The 17,384-nt window shown below is 69.7% G+C and carries 12 protein-coding genes and 2 pseudogenes; 9 read left to right on the plus strand and 5 right to left on the minus strand.

Annotation, left to right across the window (positions count from 1 at the left end; translation table 11 throughout):
* Window positions 1-465: 465 nt before the first annotated feature.
* Window positions 466-1,161, minus strand: a complete 696-nt coding sequence (locus tag AB0I77_RS48725; protein WP_363289427.1) for an LmbU family transcriptional regulator — start codon at window positions 1,159-1,161, stop codon at window positions 466-468.
* A 155-nt stretch (window positions 1,162-1,316) separates the two neighbouring features.
* On the opposite strand from AB0I77_RS48725, the gene AB0I77_RS48730 reads away from it, so the two are divergent.
* On the plus strand, window positions 1,317-1,580 hold the full coding sequence (locus AB0I77_RS48730; protein ID WP_363289428.1) for a hypothetical protein: 264 nt from the start codon (window positions 1,317-1,319) through the stop codon (window positions 1,578-1,580).
* Between the two features lie 106 nt (window positions 1,581-1,686).
* The gene (locus AB0I77_RS48735) at window positions 1,687-3,933 is read left to right on the plus strand and encodes a peroxidase family protein (protein ID WP_363289429.1); all 2,247 of its coding nucleotides are present in this window, start codon (window positions 1,687-1,689) and stop codon (window positions 3,931-3,933) included.
* 405 nt (window positions 3,934-4,338) lie between these two features.
* Here the strand turns inward: AB0I77_RS48735 and AB0I77_RS48740 are convergent, their stop codons facing one another.
* Window positions 4,339-5,997: a penicillin-binding transpeptidase domain-containing protein gene (locus tag AB0I77_RS48740; RefSeq protein WP_363289430.1), complete on the minus strand. Its 1,659-nt coding sequence runs from the start codon at window positions 5,995-5,997 to the stop codon at window positions 4,339-4,341.
* A 343-nt stretch (window positions 5,998-6,340) separates the two neighbouring features.
* On the opposite strand from AB0I77_RS48740, the pseudogene AB0I77_RS48745 reads away from it, so the two are divergent.
* From AB0I77_RS48745 to AB0I77_RS48760, 4 genes and pseudogenes are all read left to right on the plus strand, one after another.
* Window positions 6,341-6,524: pseudogene (locus AB0I77_RS48745) on the plus strand (peptidoglycan-binding protein); the annotation flags it as partial.
* A 38-nt stretch (window positions 6,525-6,562) separates the two neighbouring features.
* The gene (locus AB0I77_RS48750; protein ID WP_363289449.1) at window positions 6,563-7,366 is read left to right on the plus strand and encodes a DUF2993 domain-containing protein; all 804 of its coding nucleotides are present in this window, start codon (window positions 6,563-6,565) and stop codon (window positions 7,364-7,366) included.
* A gap of 62 nt (window positions 7,367-7,428) precedes the next feature.
* A pseudogene (locus AB0I77_RS48755) lies at window positions 7,429-7,552 on the plus strand (arsenic transporter); the annotation flags it as partial.
* Window positions 7,553-8,077: 525 nt separating this feature from the next.
* Complete coding sequence (locus AB0I77_RS48760; RefSeq protein ID WP_363289431.1) at window positions 8,078-10,723, plus strand: glycosyl hydrolase; 2,646 nt, start codon at window positions 8,078-8,080, stop codon at window positions 10,721-10,723.
* 414 nt (window positions 10,724-11,137) lie between these two features.
* Here AB0I77_RS48760 and AB0I77_RS48765 read toward each other — a convergent pair whose 3' ends face one another.
* Both AB0I77_RS48765 and AB0I77_RS48770 read right to left on the minus strand, forming a co-directional pair.
* On the minus strand, window positions 11,138-11,923 hold the full coding sequence (locus tag AB0I77_RS48765) for a sulfite exporter TauE/SafE family protein (RefSeq protein ID WP_363289432.1): 786 nt from the start codon (window positions 11,921-11,923) through the stop codon (window positions 11,138-11,140).
* A 199-nt stretch (window positions 11,924-12,122) separates the two neighbouring features.
* Window positions 12,123-12,959 carry a DUF2182 domain-containing protein gene (locus AB0I77_RS48770; protein ID WP_363289433.1) on the minus strand — a complete coding sequence of 279 codons (837 nt, stop codon included), beginning with the start codon at window positions 12,957-12,959 and terminating at the stop codon, window positions 12,123-12,125.
* Window positions 12,960-13,187: 228 nt separating this feature from the next.
* On the opposite strand from AB0I77_RS48770, the gene AB0I77_RS48775 reads away from it, so the two are divergent.
* Genes AB0I77_RS48775 through AB0I77_RS48785 form a run of 3 tightly spaced genes read left to right on the plus strand, consistent with a single transcriptional unit; the run spans window position 13,188 to window position 16,050 of the window.
* Window positions 13,188-14,273, plus strand: a complete 1,086-nt coding sequence (locus tag AB0I77_RS48775; RefSeq protein WP_363289434.1) for a polyprenyl synthetase family protein — start codon at window positions 13,188-13,190, stop codon at window positions 14,271-14,273.
* The gene (locus AB0I77_RS48780; RefSeq protein ID WP_363289435.1) at window positions 14,270-15,349 is read left to right on the plus strand and encodes a polyprenyl synthetase family protein; all 1,080 of its coding nucleotides are present in this window, start codon (window positions 14,270-14,272) and stop codon (window positions 15,347-15,349) included. The genes AB0I77_RS48775 and AB0I77_RS48780 overlap by 4 nt, the downstream gene beginning before the upstream one ends.
* A complete protein-coding gene (locus AB0I77_RS48785) occupies window positions 15,349-16,050 on the plus strand; it encodes an HAD family hydrolase (RefSeq protein ID WP_363289436.1) in 702 nt (233 codons plus the stop codon). The genes AB0I77_RS48780 and AB0I77_RS48785 overlap by 1 nt, the downstream gene beginning before the upstream one ends.
* Before the next feature lie 33 nt (window positions 16,051-16,083).
* Here the strand turns inward: AB0I77_RS48785 and AB0I77_RS48790 are convergent, their stop codons facing one another.
* Window positions 16,084-17,373 (minus strand): hypothetical protein, encoded by a 1,290-nt coding sequence (locus tag AB0I77_RS48790; protein WP_363289437.1) that lies wholly within the window; start codon window positions 17,371-17,373, stop codon window positions 16,084-16,086.
* Between the last annotated feature and the right edge of the window lie 11 nt (window positions 17,374-17,384).

Genomic DNA, 17,384 nt, shown 5'->3' on the forward strand with positions numbered 1-17,384 from the left:
CGCATGGCGTCAGGGATACCCCTAAGGAGTGTGGACCGGGCGACACCAAGGTCGCTTCCGTGTGGATCTTCCCCACAGCTGAGTCCATTGCATTCTTTCTCCCCCGCAATGTCACCGCACGGGCCGCATAAAAAATCACAGCCCTGTTAGGGCTAGCGACTCTAACACCGTCCGCCGACTCTGCCACCAGGAATGCGGATGTCGTACGCCCCTTCAGAGGTACCGACCAGGTGCCTCAGCCGGGGCCGAGATCATTTTCCCCGACACCGCACGCAAGGGAATAAGGCAGGTCCGACGGGTGTGTACGGCCGGGCTCCGCCGACCGCCGGCGGAATCCGCACGGCCTGGCAACCCGTACCCGCAGAGCAGGCGGGAAATTACCGTGAAACAGGGGAGAGAATGCGCGAATCCGTTTGTCCCGCCGGCGGGACAACGTGGCGAACGCCCTGCGGGGAAAACGGAGTTTCAGGCTCCGAGAGAGGCATCGAGCAGGGCCGCGGATTCCCCGGGATCGTCGGCCGCCTCGTCCAGCATGCGGACAATCCACTCCAGCAGGTCGAGCCCCGCCGCCGCGGCTGCCCTTTCCCAACGTCCCCGGCGATCGGACGGCAGATCGAGCCGCACCTGCGGGTCGAGTGACCCTCCGCCGGAAGCACGCCGGGTCCGGATCCGGCGGCGCAACTCATTCCTCGACCAGCCGCCCTGCTCGGCCCGGGTCAGCCATGACTCCCGCTCCCCCGAAGGACATCCGGCCACCTCGGCGTGATGCTGGAAACTGAGCTGCGCATGCCGCTGGGCAGGCTCGAACTTACCGGCGACCCAGGCGTAGTTGCGCAGGGTCTGGTAGTCGAGGCCGGTGTCGGCCACCGCCTTGCGGTAGCGGTCGGGATACTCTTTCCTGCCGTATATCAGCCAGTCGCCCAGCCACCATGCCGACGAATCCGTGACCACGAATATCTGCCGGCCGATATGGCGCCACTGCGCCAGCGGAAGCCCGGGGGCCAGCGTCAGCGCGGTGCGCCGGGTCGCCACCCGGGCGTCCGCTGCGGCCCGCTCCTGGCCCTCGACCGGCGACTGTGCCGCCTGCTCGATCCCGCGCGCCGCTCCCCCTGCCGATGTGCGCAACTCATCCGCCCCCTTGATCAATCGCTCATCCTCCACCTCGGGTGGTCTCAGCGAGGTAACAGGAGGACCAGACGAACGAGAGGCGGAACGCCCCCCTTCCTGTCATGTGGCCCTGTTACAGCGGAGTTACCCATTCCCTTGTCTACTGGTCGCACAGCCCTCAGCCCCGCGAGCAGATACAGGAGGCCCTCATGGCCACCGCCACCCGGCCCTGCGCCGAATGCGGCGTAGCGTTCGCCTGGACCAGCCGGAACCCCACCCGCAGGTTCTGCGGCCCCGGCTGCCGGGCCCGGTGGTGGCGGGCGCAGCGGCTGCGGGCCGCCGAGGCACCGGAGCCGGCGGAGGTCCAGTACGCGGCCGAGCCCGGCGCCGGCCTGGGCGGCGCCCTCCACGAGTGCCCCAACTGCGGCGAGCACCTCACCGTCATCAACCTGCTCGTCCCCGACGCCCGCTGACGCGGGCCCGCCTTGGCCGTGTCCAAACAGTCGGTTCTGTCAGTTGGACGGCGCTCCGTGCATTCTTGGCGAGGCATTCGATCGCCATTCACGGAGGGGACGACAGATGAGACGCGCGTGGTGGGTGGTGGCCGGGCTGGTGGTAACGCTGACCGTGCCATCCGGCGCGGCGGACGCCAAGGACGGCGTGCGCCCGCAGATCCAGTCGCTGGACGGCAGCGGCAACAACCGGGCCCACCCGGACTGGGGCCGGGCCGGCGACCCGTATGCGCGTGTCACCGCCCCGAATTACGCCGACGGGCGCAGTGCCCCCGTCGCCGGGCCCGACCCCCGCTACGTCAGCAACCGGATCTTCGGCGACGAAGAGGTCCTGGGAGCAGGCGACGTACCCGCGGTGAACATCTTCTCCGACCGCCAGGTCAGCCAGTGGGGCTGGGCCTGGGCGCAGTTCCTCGACCACACCTTCGCGCTGCGGCTGGGCGAGCAGGCCAGTGACCCGCAGGGCGAGCGGGAGAACATGGAGGGCGACGGCAGTGATCCGCTGGAGCTGATATCCGGCAAGCACTATCTGCCGTTCGTACGGTCCAGGCCGGCCGCCGGCACCGGCGTGACCAACGCGCGCCAGCACGTCAACATGCAGAGCTCCTACCTCGACGCCTCCGCTGTTTACGGCACCAAGAACACCCGGCTGGACTGGCTTTGGCAGGGTCCGGCGGACGGTGACGTTGCCAACAACGGGGCGAAACTGCTGCTGCCTGACGGCTATCTGCCCCGCCGGGACGCGCGCGGCGACGCCTCGACTGCTCCGGCCACGGACATCGACGGCCGGCTGCACGCCGATCCGGACAGCGCGACGGTCGCCGGGGATGTGCGGGTGAACAACAACATCGCGGTGACCGCGGTCCAGACGCTGTTCGCCCGAGAGCACAACAGGATCGTGGACGCGCTGCCCGCGTCGCTCAGCGAGGAGGAGCGGTTCCAGATCGCCCGGCGGGTGGTGATCAGCGAGATCCAGTACATCACCTACCGGGAGTTCCTGCCCGCCATGGGGATCAATCTGCCGCGCTACCGGGGCTACGACCCGAAGGTGAACACCACGCTGTCCAACGAGTTCGCCGCCACCGGCTACCGGGCGCACAGCATGATCCACGGCGGCTTCTCCGTCACCCAGCCCGCCGACCGCTATACGACGGCGCAGTTGGAGGCGTTCCGGGCCGCGGGCCTGCCCGCCTTCCTCACCAACGACGGCAAGGTGGTCGTCGAGGTCGACATGGTGCACACCCGCGACAACCCATCGCTGGTCAAGGGCCTGGGTCTTGGCCCGACGCTGCAGACCATCGGGGAGCGGGCGCAGTACCGCAACGACGAGACGGTCGACCACCTGTTGCGCAGCGTGCTGTGCGGGCCGGAGAGCGCCGACCCGAAGTGCGTCTTCGACCTGGGCGCGACCGACCTGGCCCGCAGCCGCGACCACGGCATGCCGTCGTACAACGACATGCGCCGGGCCTACGGCCTCCCGCCCGCCCGGTCGTTCACCGACATCACCGGCGAGGCCACCGACGCCTTCCCGAAGGACCCGGAACTCACCCCCGGCAACGAGATCAACGACCCGGACAGCACCGACTTCACCAACATCACCAACCTCTTCGGCAGCAAGGTCGGCCACCGCAACGACCCGCGCGACTTCTCCACCGTCAGCTACACCAAGCGGACCACGCTCGCCGCCCGACTCAGGGCGATCTACGGCTCGGTCGACCGGGTGGACGCCTACGTGGGCATGCAGTCGGAACCGCACCTGAAGGGCTCGGAGTTCGGCGAGCTGCAACAGTCCATGTGGGCGCGGGAGTTCCGGCGGCTGCGCGACGGCGACCGGTTCTTCTACGGCAATCAGGCCGGCACCCTCGAGGCGATCTCCAAGAAGTACGGCATCGACTTCCGCCACAATCTGGGCGACCTCATCGCGGCCAACACCGACATCAAGCGCGCCGAGCTGCCCGGCACGGTCTTCTTCCCCCGCGGCGAGGTGCCGGCCGGCGCCTGCCGGGTGAGCTACGCGGCGGAGCCGAAGGCCGGCGGGGAGTTCTCCGGCACCATGAAGATCAAGAACACCGGTCGGACCTCGCTCGCTGCCTGGTCCCTGAGGTTCCGCTACGCCGACGGCCAGCGGATCAAGCAGGCGACGGGCGCCGACGCCGTCCAGAACGGCACCGACGTCACCGTGCGGAGCCCCGGCTCGGACGGCGCCCTGGCCCCCGGCCAGACCCGCCGGGTCTCCTTCACCGGCACCCTGCCCGGAGCCAACAGCAGCCCGCCCGGCTTCAACCTCAACACCACCGCGTGCGCCACAGGATAGCCGCGCCCGGCGCCGCGCGACCTTGCGCTCCATGACGTCACCACCACAGTCCACGCCTTCACCGCCGACGGCGCAGTCGGCGACCACGACGCCACTGACCTCGCCGGGCTCATCACGTCCGGCGAGGTCAGTGCACGCGAGGTCGCGGGTCCTGTGGGTCGATCCCGAGCTGCGGGCGGTGGCAGTGCCCGCGTGCGAGGCGCCGATATTCCGGCACGGCCGGCCAACGCCGACCGCCGGCGGAGGATCATACGGCGCCTGGGCGACCGAGGAGCGGCCAGGCATGACCACATCATTGGTGCAGCATCTTCCACCCGATGCCGCACCGGCTGGAGGCGGTCAGGTTCGCCTCTGAACAACCAGTCGTCGCGGGGCGCTCCCAAGACTGTCGTCGCTGGCAGCGGATCAACTCCCGGTCAGCAGCTGCCGGACGACGTATCCGGCGGAGTCCACACCGGAACTGCCGCCCTCGACCAACGCCGCGACGGCGATGCGGGAGTTGTACGCGGTCAGCCACCCGTTCGTGTCGTCCCCTTCCTCCGCGGTGCCCGTCTTGGCGCCCACGCCCGCAAGACCGCCCAGGCGCGGCGCCGCGGTGCCGCTGGTGGCCACGCTGCGCATCATCGACTGCAGGGAGCCGGCCGTACGACTGGAGATCTGCCGCGGCGCGGTGTCCTGGTGCTGTCCCGGCAGGATGACCGGCTGCTTGAACCCGACGTTGCGTACGGTCGCCGCCACGGACGCCATGAACAGCGGCGTGGCGGTCACCTTTCCCTGACCGATGAACTGGGCCGCCTGGTCACCGCCCTGGACATCCGGTGGAATGCTCGCGTCCGTGGTGGCGACCCCGCCGCCGATCGACCAGCTGCCCATGCCGAAGACGTTCACCGCCTCGTCGTGCAGGGCGGAGGCGTCGCCGTTGTTCACGAGGTAGTGGAATCCGTCCTTGATGAAGGAGGTGTTGCACGACACGGTGAACGCCTGCGCGATCGTGGCGGTCGGGTTGGCCCTCACACCCGGGTCGTTGTGGAAGCTCTGGCTGTTGGCCGTCACCGAGTCCGTGCACGGGGCCGGACTGCCCGGCGCGAGGCCCGCCTGGTCGAACAGGGCCGCCGACGTGACGATCTTCATGGTGGAGCCGGGCGACTTGATGCCGTTGATGGCGATGTCGCCGTCCGCTCCCGTGTGGGCGATCGCGAGGATGTGGCCGGTTTTCCAGTCGAGCGCCACCGTCCCGGCGGGCTTGTCCCGTAGATGGGCGTCCTTCACCGCGGTTTCGGCCACCGACTGAAGACGGGCGTCGATCGTGGTCTTGACGACGGCAGCCCGGCCCTTGGAGAAGACCTTCAGCGCCTTGACGCCCGCGCCGGTGCCGTCGACCACGGCCACGCCCGTGCCGGGGTTTCCGCCGGTGGGCTTGGCGTTCTTGCGGATCGTCGCCGTGATGTCCCGCAGGGACGGGAAGGTGGACAGGTCTGTCGTTCCGTCGCCGGCGAGCACCTTCACCGTTGTGGTGTCGGCCGGCAGCTTGCCCGCGGTCAGCGACTGGTCGTCGCCCAGGCCCGGGTAGAGCACCGAGTTGTTCCAGTGGGCCGCCAACACGTCGTTTCCGCTCTTGCGTACCGCCACCGCGCTGGGGTAGCTCCAGGTGCCGTCCGCGACCTGGGCGGTGACGTCGAAGGTGACCTTGGTGGCGCCGGGCGTGACCGTCGAGGGCCCCGCTGAGCGAATGTGTGTGAACGACAGCGTTTTGAGGTGCAGACCGTCCGCGTATGCCCGCAGTGCCTGTGCGGCCGTGTCCGGGAGGTCGGTGTCGCCTGCCGCGTCGCCGAGGTGCTGCTTGGACCAGCTGTCCAGGAACGCGCGGGTCTGTTTGAGGGCTTCGGCGTCCGTCGGCGGCGTACTCGACACGGCCGACGGGTCGAAGGTGCGCGCTGCCTTGGTCCGGGCGTCACCCGTGGGACCGGAGGTCAGGACATGCACGATGTTGTAGGCGCCGATTCCGCCGACGACGACCAAGGCGGCGCAGGTACCGGCAAGGCCGATTCTCCCAGCTCTGTTCACGTACCTGATCGTATGTACGCTCCATATTCCACTGGCTACGAACTGATCTCCAATTACTCAAAGCCTGGTCAAAGCAGCTGTCTCTTTCGATGATTTGCCGTTCCTTGAGGGAATCTTGTGGTGATCAAGGGACGCGGTTTCCCGATCACGGGGTCGATGCCGATTACTGTGCGGTCCGCTCCGGACGCCCGGGATGCCGGAAGAACCGTGCCGCACCATGCGGGGCGGGGCGGGGACGGTTGGCGGCGTCAGTGCGTCGGTTCTTGCCGTGTCGGAGCACACATCGTCTTCGGCCGGTGCGCCGTCCGGGTGCCGTATGCCGTGATCGCGAATTGGGGTGGGGATGTCCAGCCATCGGCTGTCCACGAAGCGTCGCTACGCCGCCTGGAGGACGGCAGGTGTCGCCGTCGTCGCGGGTGCCGGTATCGCGGCGCCGCCGCGGTCTACGTCGGTGGCAGGAACCGCGGCTGCTCCCAGCCCAACATGACCGTGTCTCATGGGTGAGATCGGTCAGCGCGGTCGGCTGGACGCGAAGGACGCGGTGGCCAAGGCGCCGTCGCTCGGTATGAAGGCGGGCAGCGCGATCGGCCTGCTCTCGCTCCACAGCCTCGACCGCAGGGCCGGACCCGGCGCGGAATGCGAGCAGCGCCGCATCGCCCGCAGGCAGTGGCACCAACCTGGCCGAGACCGGCGAAGGCACCGGCACCGCCACCGCGCTGGTCATGGCCGGCGGCGGCATCGTCCTCGCCCTCCGTCGCCGATCGGCACACCGTTCCCGCTGACAGGTTCCTGTCTCACCTGGACACGCCGGCATGGCCCATCGGACCGTGGCTTTCCGTTCCTTACTCAGGCGGCAGGCCGCGATTTCGGTCACGTGACCCTGACCGCAGGCGGGTTCTACATCGACACCACGACCAATACGCGGGGCGGCTATCTGCACATCGACCGTCTCCACCTGGATCTGCGCGATGTGAAGGTGATGTCGCTGACAGCGCGCAGCGTCGAAGCGAACCTGGCCACCGGCACCCTGACACTCTCGTACAAGGAACTGTCCGGCGTGGTGACCCGGCTCGCGGGCAGTGGCGGCCCGCTCCAGGTCTCGCAGGCATCGGGATCGAGCGGCCAGGCGGCACGCGTCAAGGTCTCGGGCACGGCCGGTGGGACGGCGTTGAACGCCACGGGGACGCTCCTGGCTGAGGGAACGGAGCTCTCCCTGACTGTCCCCGGTGCCGACAGGGCCAGTACCGTCTGGCGGATCGGTCTCCCGGCGGGCGTCGGCTTCACGGCGGCGCGTGCCACCGCGGACGGCGTCGAGATCAGCCTCATCGGTCACCAGGTGACGCTCGGCTCGTCGCGCTACGGAAGTTGAGGCGTCGATCGCGCGCGACGACGCGGTGCCCACGTCCCAGCCGCATATTGCTGAGGTGCCGGGCCGCCGCCGTGGTGATCGGTACCGGCGCGATCTCGCTGGAGCATGCCCGGGACGAGGCCGCTCGGCTGGGGGCCTGTGATCGGGTTCCTGGCGGCGGTGCTGGTGCTGGCCAAACTCTGCGAGGGCGTCTTTCTCCGGCTGGCCGCTGACGTCGGGTTCGACGTCGTCGGGTCCGGAAGAGACGGCCTCGGCGGTTGACACCTGTGTGGTCGCCGAGATTGATGCCATTGGGTTCCTCCGACGGCGCCGAAGTGGTGAGCAGGTGCCCCTGGCGTGCGGCCGCGAGGGGCTTGCCGGGGGCGTTCGCCTTGGCCAGGCCGGGCGCCTTGGTGGTGGCGATGCCGGACACCTGGCCGGCGACGAGGTCGCCGCCGCGGCGTGGGCCCGCCCGCTGGGCGAGATCTTGACGAGTCGTCCGCCGGCCCCGAGCAGCAGTCGCGACCTCCAACGGACCAACAACTTCTGAGGGTCGCCATCGGCGCGTCCGGCAACCGGCGACGGCTCAGCCGGGGCAACACCATGGGCCGGCCGCCTCCCGGTAGGCAGTTCGGCAGGTTCCAGTCAAGGACTCGCCAAGCGGAGGACGCTCTGCACTACTCGTGATCAGGTCCCAACGACGGCTGTCACAACGCCTGTTGGGAGAACCTGGTGTCAGCACCAACCTGTAGAAGACGATGGCTGGCGATCTGCTCCATCACCGCTTCCGCCGCACTCGTCGCGATACCCGCAAGCGCCGCGCCCGGCAAGAACAACAGCCCCTTCGGTGCCCGTACCCTCACCCGACTCGCCGCGGAGCGCGAGCAGTCGGTGGGCGCCGTCACCCCGAAGCTGAAGGATGAGGACGGCGATGACGGCAACGAGGCCGACGAGATCGCCGAGGGCGCGGACCAGTACGCCGAGGCGCGCACCTCACCCGGCGTCGTGGCACCCGGCGCGTACGGCGCCGCCTGGGACAGCCTGACCAGTCTGCCCCGCACCGGAGGCAGTTGGCGGAACGTCACCGACCTGCCGTACAACTCCGACGATCCCCGCTACCGCGACGCCGCCTCCAACTCCAGTGGCGGCTCGGGCAACGTCACCGGCCGGATGGCGGCGATGGCGGCCGACGACGACGGGTACGTGTACGCGGGCAGTGCGGGCGGCGGGGTGTGGCGCTCGCGCACCGGAGGCGGGCACTGGCAGCCCATCAGCGACGGGCTGTCCTCGCAGTCCACCGGCGCGCTGGCGCTCGACGGAGCCGGGCGGCTGTGGCTGGGCACCGGCGAGGCGACGACCAACGCGGACGCCTACCTCGGCAGCGGCGTCTACGTCCTGACCGACCCGCACCACGGCACCTTCTCCTCCCGCAGCCGGGTCGGCGGCGACGAGCTGGAGTCCACCACCATCCACCAGCTGCGCTTCGGCGGCGGCACAGTGTGGGCGGCGACCAGCGCAGGCGTATGGAGCCACTCCACGAAGACGCTGAAGGGCGCCTGGAAGCTGGAGTTCGCGCCCAACCCCGCCTATCTGCCCGGCGCCTCGGAGTCCGACGACCCCGACGCCCCGTACAAGAACATCACCAACGACATCGCGATCGACCCGAAGAACCCCTCCAAGGTGGTCCTTGCCGTCGGCTGGCGCAGCGGTGACGACTACAACGGCTTCTACACCAAGGGCGCGGGCGGCGCCTGGACGCGGATCACCAGCGGCCTGGGCGACCTGCCGGCCGACGCGGACGACGTCGGCAACGTCACCTTCGCCCGCTCCGCCGACGGCTCACGCTATTACGCCATCGACCAGTCCCCCGAGCAGCTGAACACCAACCCGGACAGCGGCCTGGAGGGCTTCTACGTCTCCAAGTCCGGCTCCCCCACCGGCCCCTGGACGAAGATCGCCGACTACCAGGGCCTGTCCGCGTCCGGCTCGGCGCTGACCTCCAGCGGCTTCATGCCCGGCGTGCAGGCTTGGTACAACCAGTTCCTGACCGTCGACCCGGCCGACCCCGAGCACGTATACGCGGGCCTGGAGGAGGTCTACGAGACCAAGGACGGCGGCAGCACCTGGTCGACCGTCGGCCCGTACTGGAACTTCGGCTTCTCCTGCTGGAGCATCGACCCCGCCAAGCAGACGGGCGACTGCCACCAGACCACCCACTCCGACCAGCACGGCGTCGCGATCGGCCGCTACCACGGCAGGAGCTTCGTCTACGTCGGCAACGACGGCGGCGTCTACAAGCGCCCGGTGGGCGGCTCGCAGGACTCCGCCGGACACGCCACCGACTGGATCTCCCTCAACGACGGCACCATCGACACCCTCCAGTACTACTCGGTGGGCGTCGGCAAGGACCTCACCTACGGCGGAGTCAGTGTCACCGGCGGCTTGCAGGACAACGGCCAGTCCATCCTGCGCAGCAACGACACCGTCATGGGCTCCGACTTCGGCGGTGACGGCGGCGACACCCTCGCCGACCCGGCCAACGGCTGCAATATCGCCGAGGAGTACGTCTACCTCGCGATCCAGGTGACCCAGAACTGTGCGGTCAACGACGGCTCCTGGGTCGACGACTCCAGCAAGATCACGTCGTACAACGTCGCCCCTGCCGACAACGCCACCGCCGAGGCCCGCTTCATCGCTCCGCTCGCGGCCGACGCGAAGAACCCCTCGACCTGGATCGCGGGTGGCCGTCACGTGTGGGTGCAGACCCACGGTTACGCCATCCGCAACAGCTCGGAGTGGACCAGCGTGTACGACCTCGGCGAAGGCCGCACCGCGACCGCCGTCGCGGCCTCCGGCGGCAAGGTCTACGCGGCCTGGTGCGGCCCCTGCAACAACCAGGGCTTCGCCCGCGGCATCTCCGTCGGCAACGCGGACGGCACCGGCTGGCACGACATCACCCTGCCCGTGGACGGGACTGTACCCAACCGCTACCTCAGCGGCTTCGCCATCGACCCCAAGAACGCCGACCACGTCTACCTCACGGTCAACGGCTTCTCCCGGCAGTGGACCGAGGGCCCCGGCGCCGGCGTGGGCCACGTCTTCGAGTCCAAGGACGGCGGCACCACCTGGAAGGACATCTCAGCCAACCTCCCCGACGTACCCACCGACTCCGCGGTCGTCACCCCGAACGGCGGCCTCGCCGTCGGCACCGACCTCGGCGTCGTCTACCGGGCGCCGGGCCGTACGACGTGGCAGCGCGTGGGTGACCTCCCGGCCGTCGCCGTACTCCAGCTGAAGCTGAGCCCGGACGGCACCACGCTGTACGCGGCCACCCACGGCCGCGGCATCTACACCATCAAGGTGCGTGACGGCAGCTGACAACGGCATGCAGGGGTGACCCCGGTTTCGGGGTCACCCCTCCTTGGGGTTCGGGACCACACTCACGTGCAGCGTGAAGACGACGCGCGCCGCGCGGCCGCACCGGCACGGGTGCCCGGTGCGGAGCTCCGCACGGCCGTCCACTCACCATCAGCGATGGTGAGCGCGCTGCGGGCGTGTGCGACGGCGCACCTGTCGACGACCCCGCAGAACTACCGCTCCCCGACGGCGTTCCCGCTGATCCCCCACCCGTCGGCGCGCCGCACGCCGCGAGGACGACCACCCCGGCGACCATCCACACCCCGGTCCACCACGGCATCCCAGAACCTCCCGGCCCGCTCGCACGGCTACCAGCCTGGCGCCGTTCACAACCCGGACGGAACGCTCGAAGGCCAGGGGCTCGGGTGGGTCGGCTCAGCGCAGTGCCTGCACGGCGTAGAGGATGCCAAGGGCGGCGGCCAGGGCGCCGAGCAGCAGCCGCAGCACGGTCTCGGGCATGCGGGGCTGGAGGTGGGCACCGAGGTAGCCGCCGATCAGCCCACCAAGGCCACAGGCCAGGCCCAGGTACCAGTAGGGGGCGATATCACCGGAGCCGGCCAGCGACAGCAGCGCGAACGCAGCGGCACCGGCAAGCGAGGTGACGAACGTCGAGGCGAGCGCAGCCGGGGCGACCTGGCTGACGGGCATGCCCCGGCCCACCAGGAGCGGACCGAGGATGGAACCGCCGCCGATCCCATAGATCCCACCGACGATCCCGACGACCAGGGCCAGGCCCGTGATGGTGCGCGGGCTGAGATCCGCAGCGGGGCCGCGCCGACGGGAAGCGCGGACAGTGCGGGTCATGAGCCACAGCCCCAGCGGCATCAGCAAAACCGCAACCAGGAGTCGGAAGACGGTCGCCCCGGGAACGGCGAAAACCCGCACGACGGCACCGATCACCACACCGGGCAAGGTGCCCGCCACCAGCCGACGGGCCAGCGGGCTGTTCAGCAGGCCCTCGCGGCGATACCGCAGCAGGGCGCCGGGGCCGGCCACCACGTTGAACAGCAGATTGGTGGGGGTGACCGCCGGGCTGGGCACACCGAGCACGCTCAACTGCACCGGCAACAGGAATACCGCACCCGAGACCCCCACCGGCGCGGTCACCACCGCGATCAACAGGCCGACGGCCAGCCCGGCCAAGCCCGTCGACCATGCCACTGCACCCCTCCGAACGTCCGAACGCCCGCCCAGTACGGCCGCCGCCCACCGAAAGCTGTCGGAATCCTTCCCCACGAGTTGAGCGTTGAGCCCCACCAACGAGGACGCTGTGCCGGTCTCGAGCGCAGCCCGGGACGGCATCCTCAGCGCGGGCTTCCTCACCTGCCACGAGCGGCCTGGCGGACGCGGACGAGGTGAGTCACATGCCGTCCATCGACGGCATCGAATCCTGTAGCCCCGGCAGCAGCCAGTCCTGGAACGGGGCAAGCACGGCCAGGACAAGGAACGCAAGGCCCACGACGCGGGAGAGCGACGGCCCGCGGGACCACAGCTTCTCCACGAAGATCACCACGGCCAGCCCCGCCATGGCCGCCACGTTCATCACTCCGAGCGGAATCAGAACGACCATCAGCCCAGCGCAGCAGCCAACGCAGTAGGCGCCGTGATGCACTCCCACCCGCAGGTCGCGGGCCGGTGGCCGGAAGCCGGCGTAGTGCATCAGGTGGCTCATGGGGGCGCGGCAGTGCCGCAGGCACACGTTCTTGAGGGAGCCGAGCTGGTACAGGCCGGCGAGGAGAAACGCCGTGAAGCCGATCCAGCGCCCGGCGGCCGGGTGATCGGCCACGAGGTCGCCGGTGAGGGCCAGGGCCGCGTAGGCGAGCACCCCGAAAGCGGTCCACACCATCAGGTAACCGCCGACGAACTCGACGGTGCGCGCGGCCCGGATCCAGCCGGAGGACTGGCGGCCGATCCCCCGCACCCATGTGATGGCCACAGGCGCCATGGACGGCAGCATCATGGCCGCCGTCATCGTCACCCACAGCAGCAGGAACAGGGGCAGCGCCATCCCCATCGTGCCGGGCTCGACCCCCATGTCCCGGGCCTGGCCGATGGTGAGCGCCCACGCGGGCAGCGCGATCAGGAAGACGAGGAGCCAGGCGGCCGCGAGATCCCCCTTCGACAGCAACCCACCACCCGCTCCGGTCGGTGCGGTCGACCGCGTGGGCGCGAAGAGGGAGGTCCGAGTGATGTGCATCGGCGTGCCCTCCTACGGATACCTCCAGCAGACCACTCCTCGGCATACAGCGCGACCTCGCCCGAACCCACGCCGAGCGAAGGGCCCCTGCCGGGGTGCGGCGGCACAGTCCGGGCGACGCCGGCAATCCGGCGCACTCGCCTCGGGGCCCCGCTCCATCCCGCTACCGAGCTGGACGTCGATCGTTTGACGGCGTGTGAGAACGCATACGGGTACGTGGTGGTCATAGTGACGGTTGCGGAATGTCTGGTGGGGGAGATCGACTTTCCGGCTCTGCGTGGGCGAGTGGACGAGACCTTGGAGTTGCTTCTCGACGCGAAGGCGAAGGCTCACCACGGCGCGCACCTCGGTGAGTCTCTGGGGGCCTTGCGTGGGTTTTTGGCGGGTGGGGGCAAGCGCGTACGCCCTCTGTTCTGCTGTGTGGGCTGGCACGCCGCGGGCGGTGGTGCCGAGAGTCGCGTGCTGCTGCGGGTCGCGGCGGGACTCGAGCTGTTCCACGCCTTCGCGCTGTTGCACGACGACGTGATCGACGGCTCGGAGACCCGGCGTGGTGCACCGACGGTGCACCGGATCTTGGCCGCTTGCGCTGCGGGGCCGCGCAGCGACTGGTACGGCCGCAGCGCGGCGGTGTTGCTGGGAGATCTGTGCGAGGTATGGGCGGACGAGCTGTTCGGCGGTTTGGCTGTCTCTCCTCGTGTGCTCCTTGATCGGATGCGGGAGGAGATGCTGGTCGGGCAACTCCTCGACCTCGGTTCCGGTCCGGGCCCGGGTACGGTGCGGCAGGCGTTGCAGGTGATCCGGTACAAGACGACTCAGTACACGGTGAAACGGCCGTTGCAGATCGGTGCCGCCCTGGCCGGTGCCGATGGACCGGTAATGGATGCCCTCGCCGCCTACGCCGAACCTCTGGGTGAGGCCTTCCAGCTGCTGGATGACCTCGAAGACGTGTGTGAGGAGGAAGGGTGTCCCGGGCTCGGCGGTGAGGATCTGCGGGAGGGGAAGCAGACGGTGGTGCTTGCCCTGGCCGTCGAACGTGCTTCGGCGGCGCAGGCGGGCAGGCTGCGGGAGCTGGTCGGGGCCGCTGATCTCGACGACGCGGGAGTGAGCGAGGCACGTGCGCTCATCGAGGCGACCGGTGCGCCGGACGCCGTGCGGCGCATGATCACAGAACGGCGGCAGCAGGCGCTGTCCGTTGCGGACCGGGGACCGTTCCCCAGGGCGGCGAAGTCGGGCCTGATGATCATGGCCGACCTCGCCCTGCCGGGGGTCGCCCAGTGGGACGTACGGGAAGAGGAAGGCATGGACCAGCGGTGACGGTTACCGAAGCGGGCACCGCGGAGCTCGATCTGCGTGCCGCACGCGCCCAAGTGGATGAGGCGCTCCAGTCGTTCCTGGTCCAGAAGGAGGCCGGCCCCTGCGGCGAGCACCTCGCTGTCCCGCTGGGGGTCCTGCGGGACTTCTTGCGAGGCGGGAAGCGGGTGCGGCCGCTGTACTGCTGGGTGGGCTGGCACGCCGCAGGTGGCGGACCGGATGAGGCGGCGTTGCTGCGCGTGGCGGCGGGCCTGGAACTGTTCCACGCCTTCGCCCTGCTGCACGACGATGTGATCGACAAGTCGGACACCCGGCGCGGATCCCCGACGGTGCACAGAGTGCTGGCCGCCCGGAGCGCCGGGCCGCGCAGCGACTGGTACGGCCAGAGCGCGGCGATCTTGCTGGGTGATCTGTGCCAGGTGTGGTCCGCGGAGCTCTTCGGTGCCCTGAAACCCGCGCCTGCGGAGGGCTCGCTCACGTGTCCTCGCGGCTTGATCGACCGCATGCGCGCGGAGATGCTGGTCGGGCAGCTCCTGGATGTCGCCCAGCCCGACGGCGGGTTCCGGGTCGCGGACTCAGCTCTGCGGGTGGCGTACTACAAGACCACGCTGTACTCGGTGAAACGGCCGCTGCAGATCGGTGCCGCCCTGGCCGGTGCCGACGCGGCTGTACTGCGGGCCCTTGCCGCCTACGCCGAACCCCTCGGTGAGGCCTTCCAGCTCCATAACGACCTGGAGGACCTGTATCCACGCGGTCGTGAAGCAGGCGGCGACGACCTGCGGGAGGGCAAGCAGACGGTGGTGCTCGCCCTGGCCGTAGAGCGTGCCTCGGCAGCACAGAAGGGCCGGCTTCGGGAGCTGGTCGGGGCCGCTGATCTCGACGACGCGGGAGTGAGTGAGGCGCGCACACTGATCGAGGCGACCGGTGCGACAGAAACCGTGCGCGGCATGATCGCGCAGAAGCGGCAGCAGGCACTGACTGCCGTCGACCGGGCCTGTTTCCCGGCCGCTTCCCGGGCAGCTCTCATGCGTGTGGCCGACCTCGGCTTGTCCGGCTTCGTGCCACCCGGCGGCGCCTGATGTCCCATGACCGGTCTCGTCCACCAGCGCCAGGGGCCTCGTCGGGGGCCCGCGCGGTCGTCCTCGACATCGGTGAGACGTGCGTCAACACATGGTGTGAATACCGCCGTTGGGCGAGGTGGCTCGACGTTCCCGCCCACACCTTCTCGGCCGCCGTCGGTGCCGCGATCGTCCGGGGTGGTGACGAGTACGACGCCCTGAGCATGCTTCGACCGGATGTCGACCCGGCCGTCGAGGTACGCAGGCGAGCCTCCTCGGCGGACTTCGAGGCCTTCGGCGAAGAGGATCTGTATCCCGACGTCCGCCCGGCGCTGACGGCACTGCGCCAGGCAGGCGTGTGGGTGGCCATCGTCGGCAACCAGAGTCTGGCCAGCGAGGCAACCCTCCAGCAGCTGGGTCTCCCCTGTGACCTCATCGCCACGTCCGCGAGTTGGGGCGTCCGTAAACCCGACGCGGAGTACTTCGAGCGCATCGTCCAGTACGCGCCCTGCCGGCGGCAGGAGATCCTGCACGTCGGGGACCGTGTCGACAACGACATCCGTCCGGCCAATCAGGCAGGCCTGCTCACCGCCCACCTGCGCAGAGGCCCTTGGGGGTGCCTGTCCCCGCCCCGCGGCAGCCGGCCGGCCGACAGGCCCACCTTCAGCATCGAATCGCTCACGGACCTTCCCGGTCACGTTCTCGGCAAGGTGAGGCTGTGAGGCGAGGCCCTGATCTCGGTCCGCGCACAGGTGCTATCCCGCCGCGGAAGACACCTGCGGCCCGCTGTCCGCCGCTCTTGCCGGCGCGGGAATCTCAGTGAGCACGGCCTGTTCGAGTTCCTCGACTGCCGCCAACCACAGCTTCGGAAGCTGTCCGGCGCCGGACAGGGCTTGATCAAGCTGGAAGCTCACCTCCACCTGGTCGCCCAGCACGCCCATGACGGCGAACATCAAGTGTCCCGGCACCAGTGCCCCGCGCCCGGTGAAACGGGTCACCGTGCCCTCCTGGCCGGGACAGACCAAGCTGCTGACCACCGCGGCGGTGAATCCCGGTGCCACGAACATCGGCACCATCCTGCACGCCAGCCGACGCGGTACCACGCGGATGAAGTCCTGCGCGATGCGGCGCCAGTGCCGCCGCTTGGCCCGGTTGGATGCCTCGGTGACGAACGCGAGCCGCTGCGCGGCAGTGACGTCCTTTCGGCAGGGCAGTGCCATGCGCAGGTAGAACAGCCGGTTGCCGTGGGCCTGTTCTTCGTCGTGGCGCCGGACGTCCATGGGCACGAGCAGCGGCATCTGCACCAGCGTGACATCCTCGCGGGCGGCCCAGGCCGCCAGGGCCGAGCCGGTGGCCGCCACATGGACGTCGTTGACGGTACCGCCTCCCGCAGCGGCGATCGCCTCCAGGCGCCGCAGCGGGACCCGCACCCTGTGTGCGGGGCCGGCCTCGCCCGCCAGGCGCACGCGCGCGGCCGGTCCGTAGAAGCGGGCCCGCATCAGGTCCGCGGCACATTTCCCGGCGAAAGTGAGCGCTGCGACCGCGTACGTGTGCCAGGAAATCCGCCGCGACCGCTTGCCCGGCCGGCCTGGATCGCGAAGTCCCAGCAGGTTCAGGGCCGCCCGCGTTCCGGCCAGGCCGTCCTGGTAGCCGTGATGCCACTGATAGCCCGCGATCCAGTGATCGCTTCCAGGGGAACTGACCGACCACAGCCTCCAGGGGACACCGTCCGGGAGCGGAGAGGCATCCAGGGCGGCCTCCAGCGCTGAGCTCATCTCCGAGGCGGACCCGGTGACGATCTGCTCCACCTGCGCCGTCCGGCTGGTCTCGGAGTACCGGGCCGTGCTTGTGCCGGGCAGGGGGAGGCGCTGGGTGAGAAAGGGCATTTCCCGCATTCCGGCGTCGACCTGTGCGCGGAGATCCTCCAGGTTCGGTGCGGGCCCGTCGAGGTGAAAGAGGGCCACGCAGTCCCATCTGGCACCGGAGTAGCTGTGCATCGTGGCCAGGAAGGCATGGTCGAAGGGATGCAGCGGTGCCAGCGTCATGACAGCCAGCC

It is taken from the genome of Streptomyces sp. NPDC050619 (assembly GCF_040654815.1).
GTDB lineage: Bacteria > Actinomycetota > Actinomycetes > Streptomycetales > Streptomycetaceae > Streptomyces.

Excerpts from the sequence above, each read along its gene's own strand:
- AB0I77_RS48730 (WP_363289428.1), top strand. The coding sequence starts at position 1,317 with ATGGCCACCGCCACCCGGCCCTGCGCCGAATGCGGCGTAGCGTTCGCC.
- AB0I77_RS48735 (WP_363289429.1), top strand. The coding sequence starts at position 1,687 with ATGAGACGCGCGTGGTGGGTGGTGGCCGGGCTGGTGGTAACGCTGACC.
- AB0I77_RS48750 (WP_363289449.1), top strand. The coding sequence starts at position 6,563 with ATGAAGGCGGGCAGCGCGATCGGCCTGCTCTCGCTCCACAGCCTCGAC.
- AB0I77_RS48770 (WP_363289433.1), bottom strand. The coding sequence starts at position 12,959 with ATGCACATCACTCGGACCTCCCTCTTCGCGCCCACGCGGTCGACCGCA.
- AB0I77_RS48785 (WP_363289436.1), top strand. The coding sequence starts at position 15,349 with ATGTCCCATGACCGGTCTCGTCCACCAGCGCCAGGGGCCTCGTCGGGG.
- AB0I77_RS48790 (WP_363289437.1), bottom strand. The coding sequence starts at position 17,373 with ATGACGCTGGCACCGCTGCATCCCTTCGACCATGCCTTCCTGGCCACG.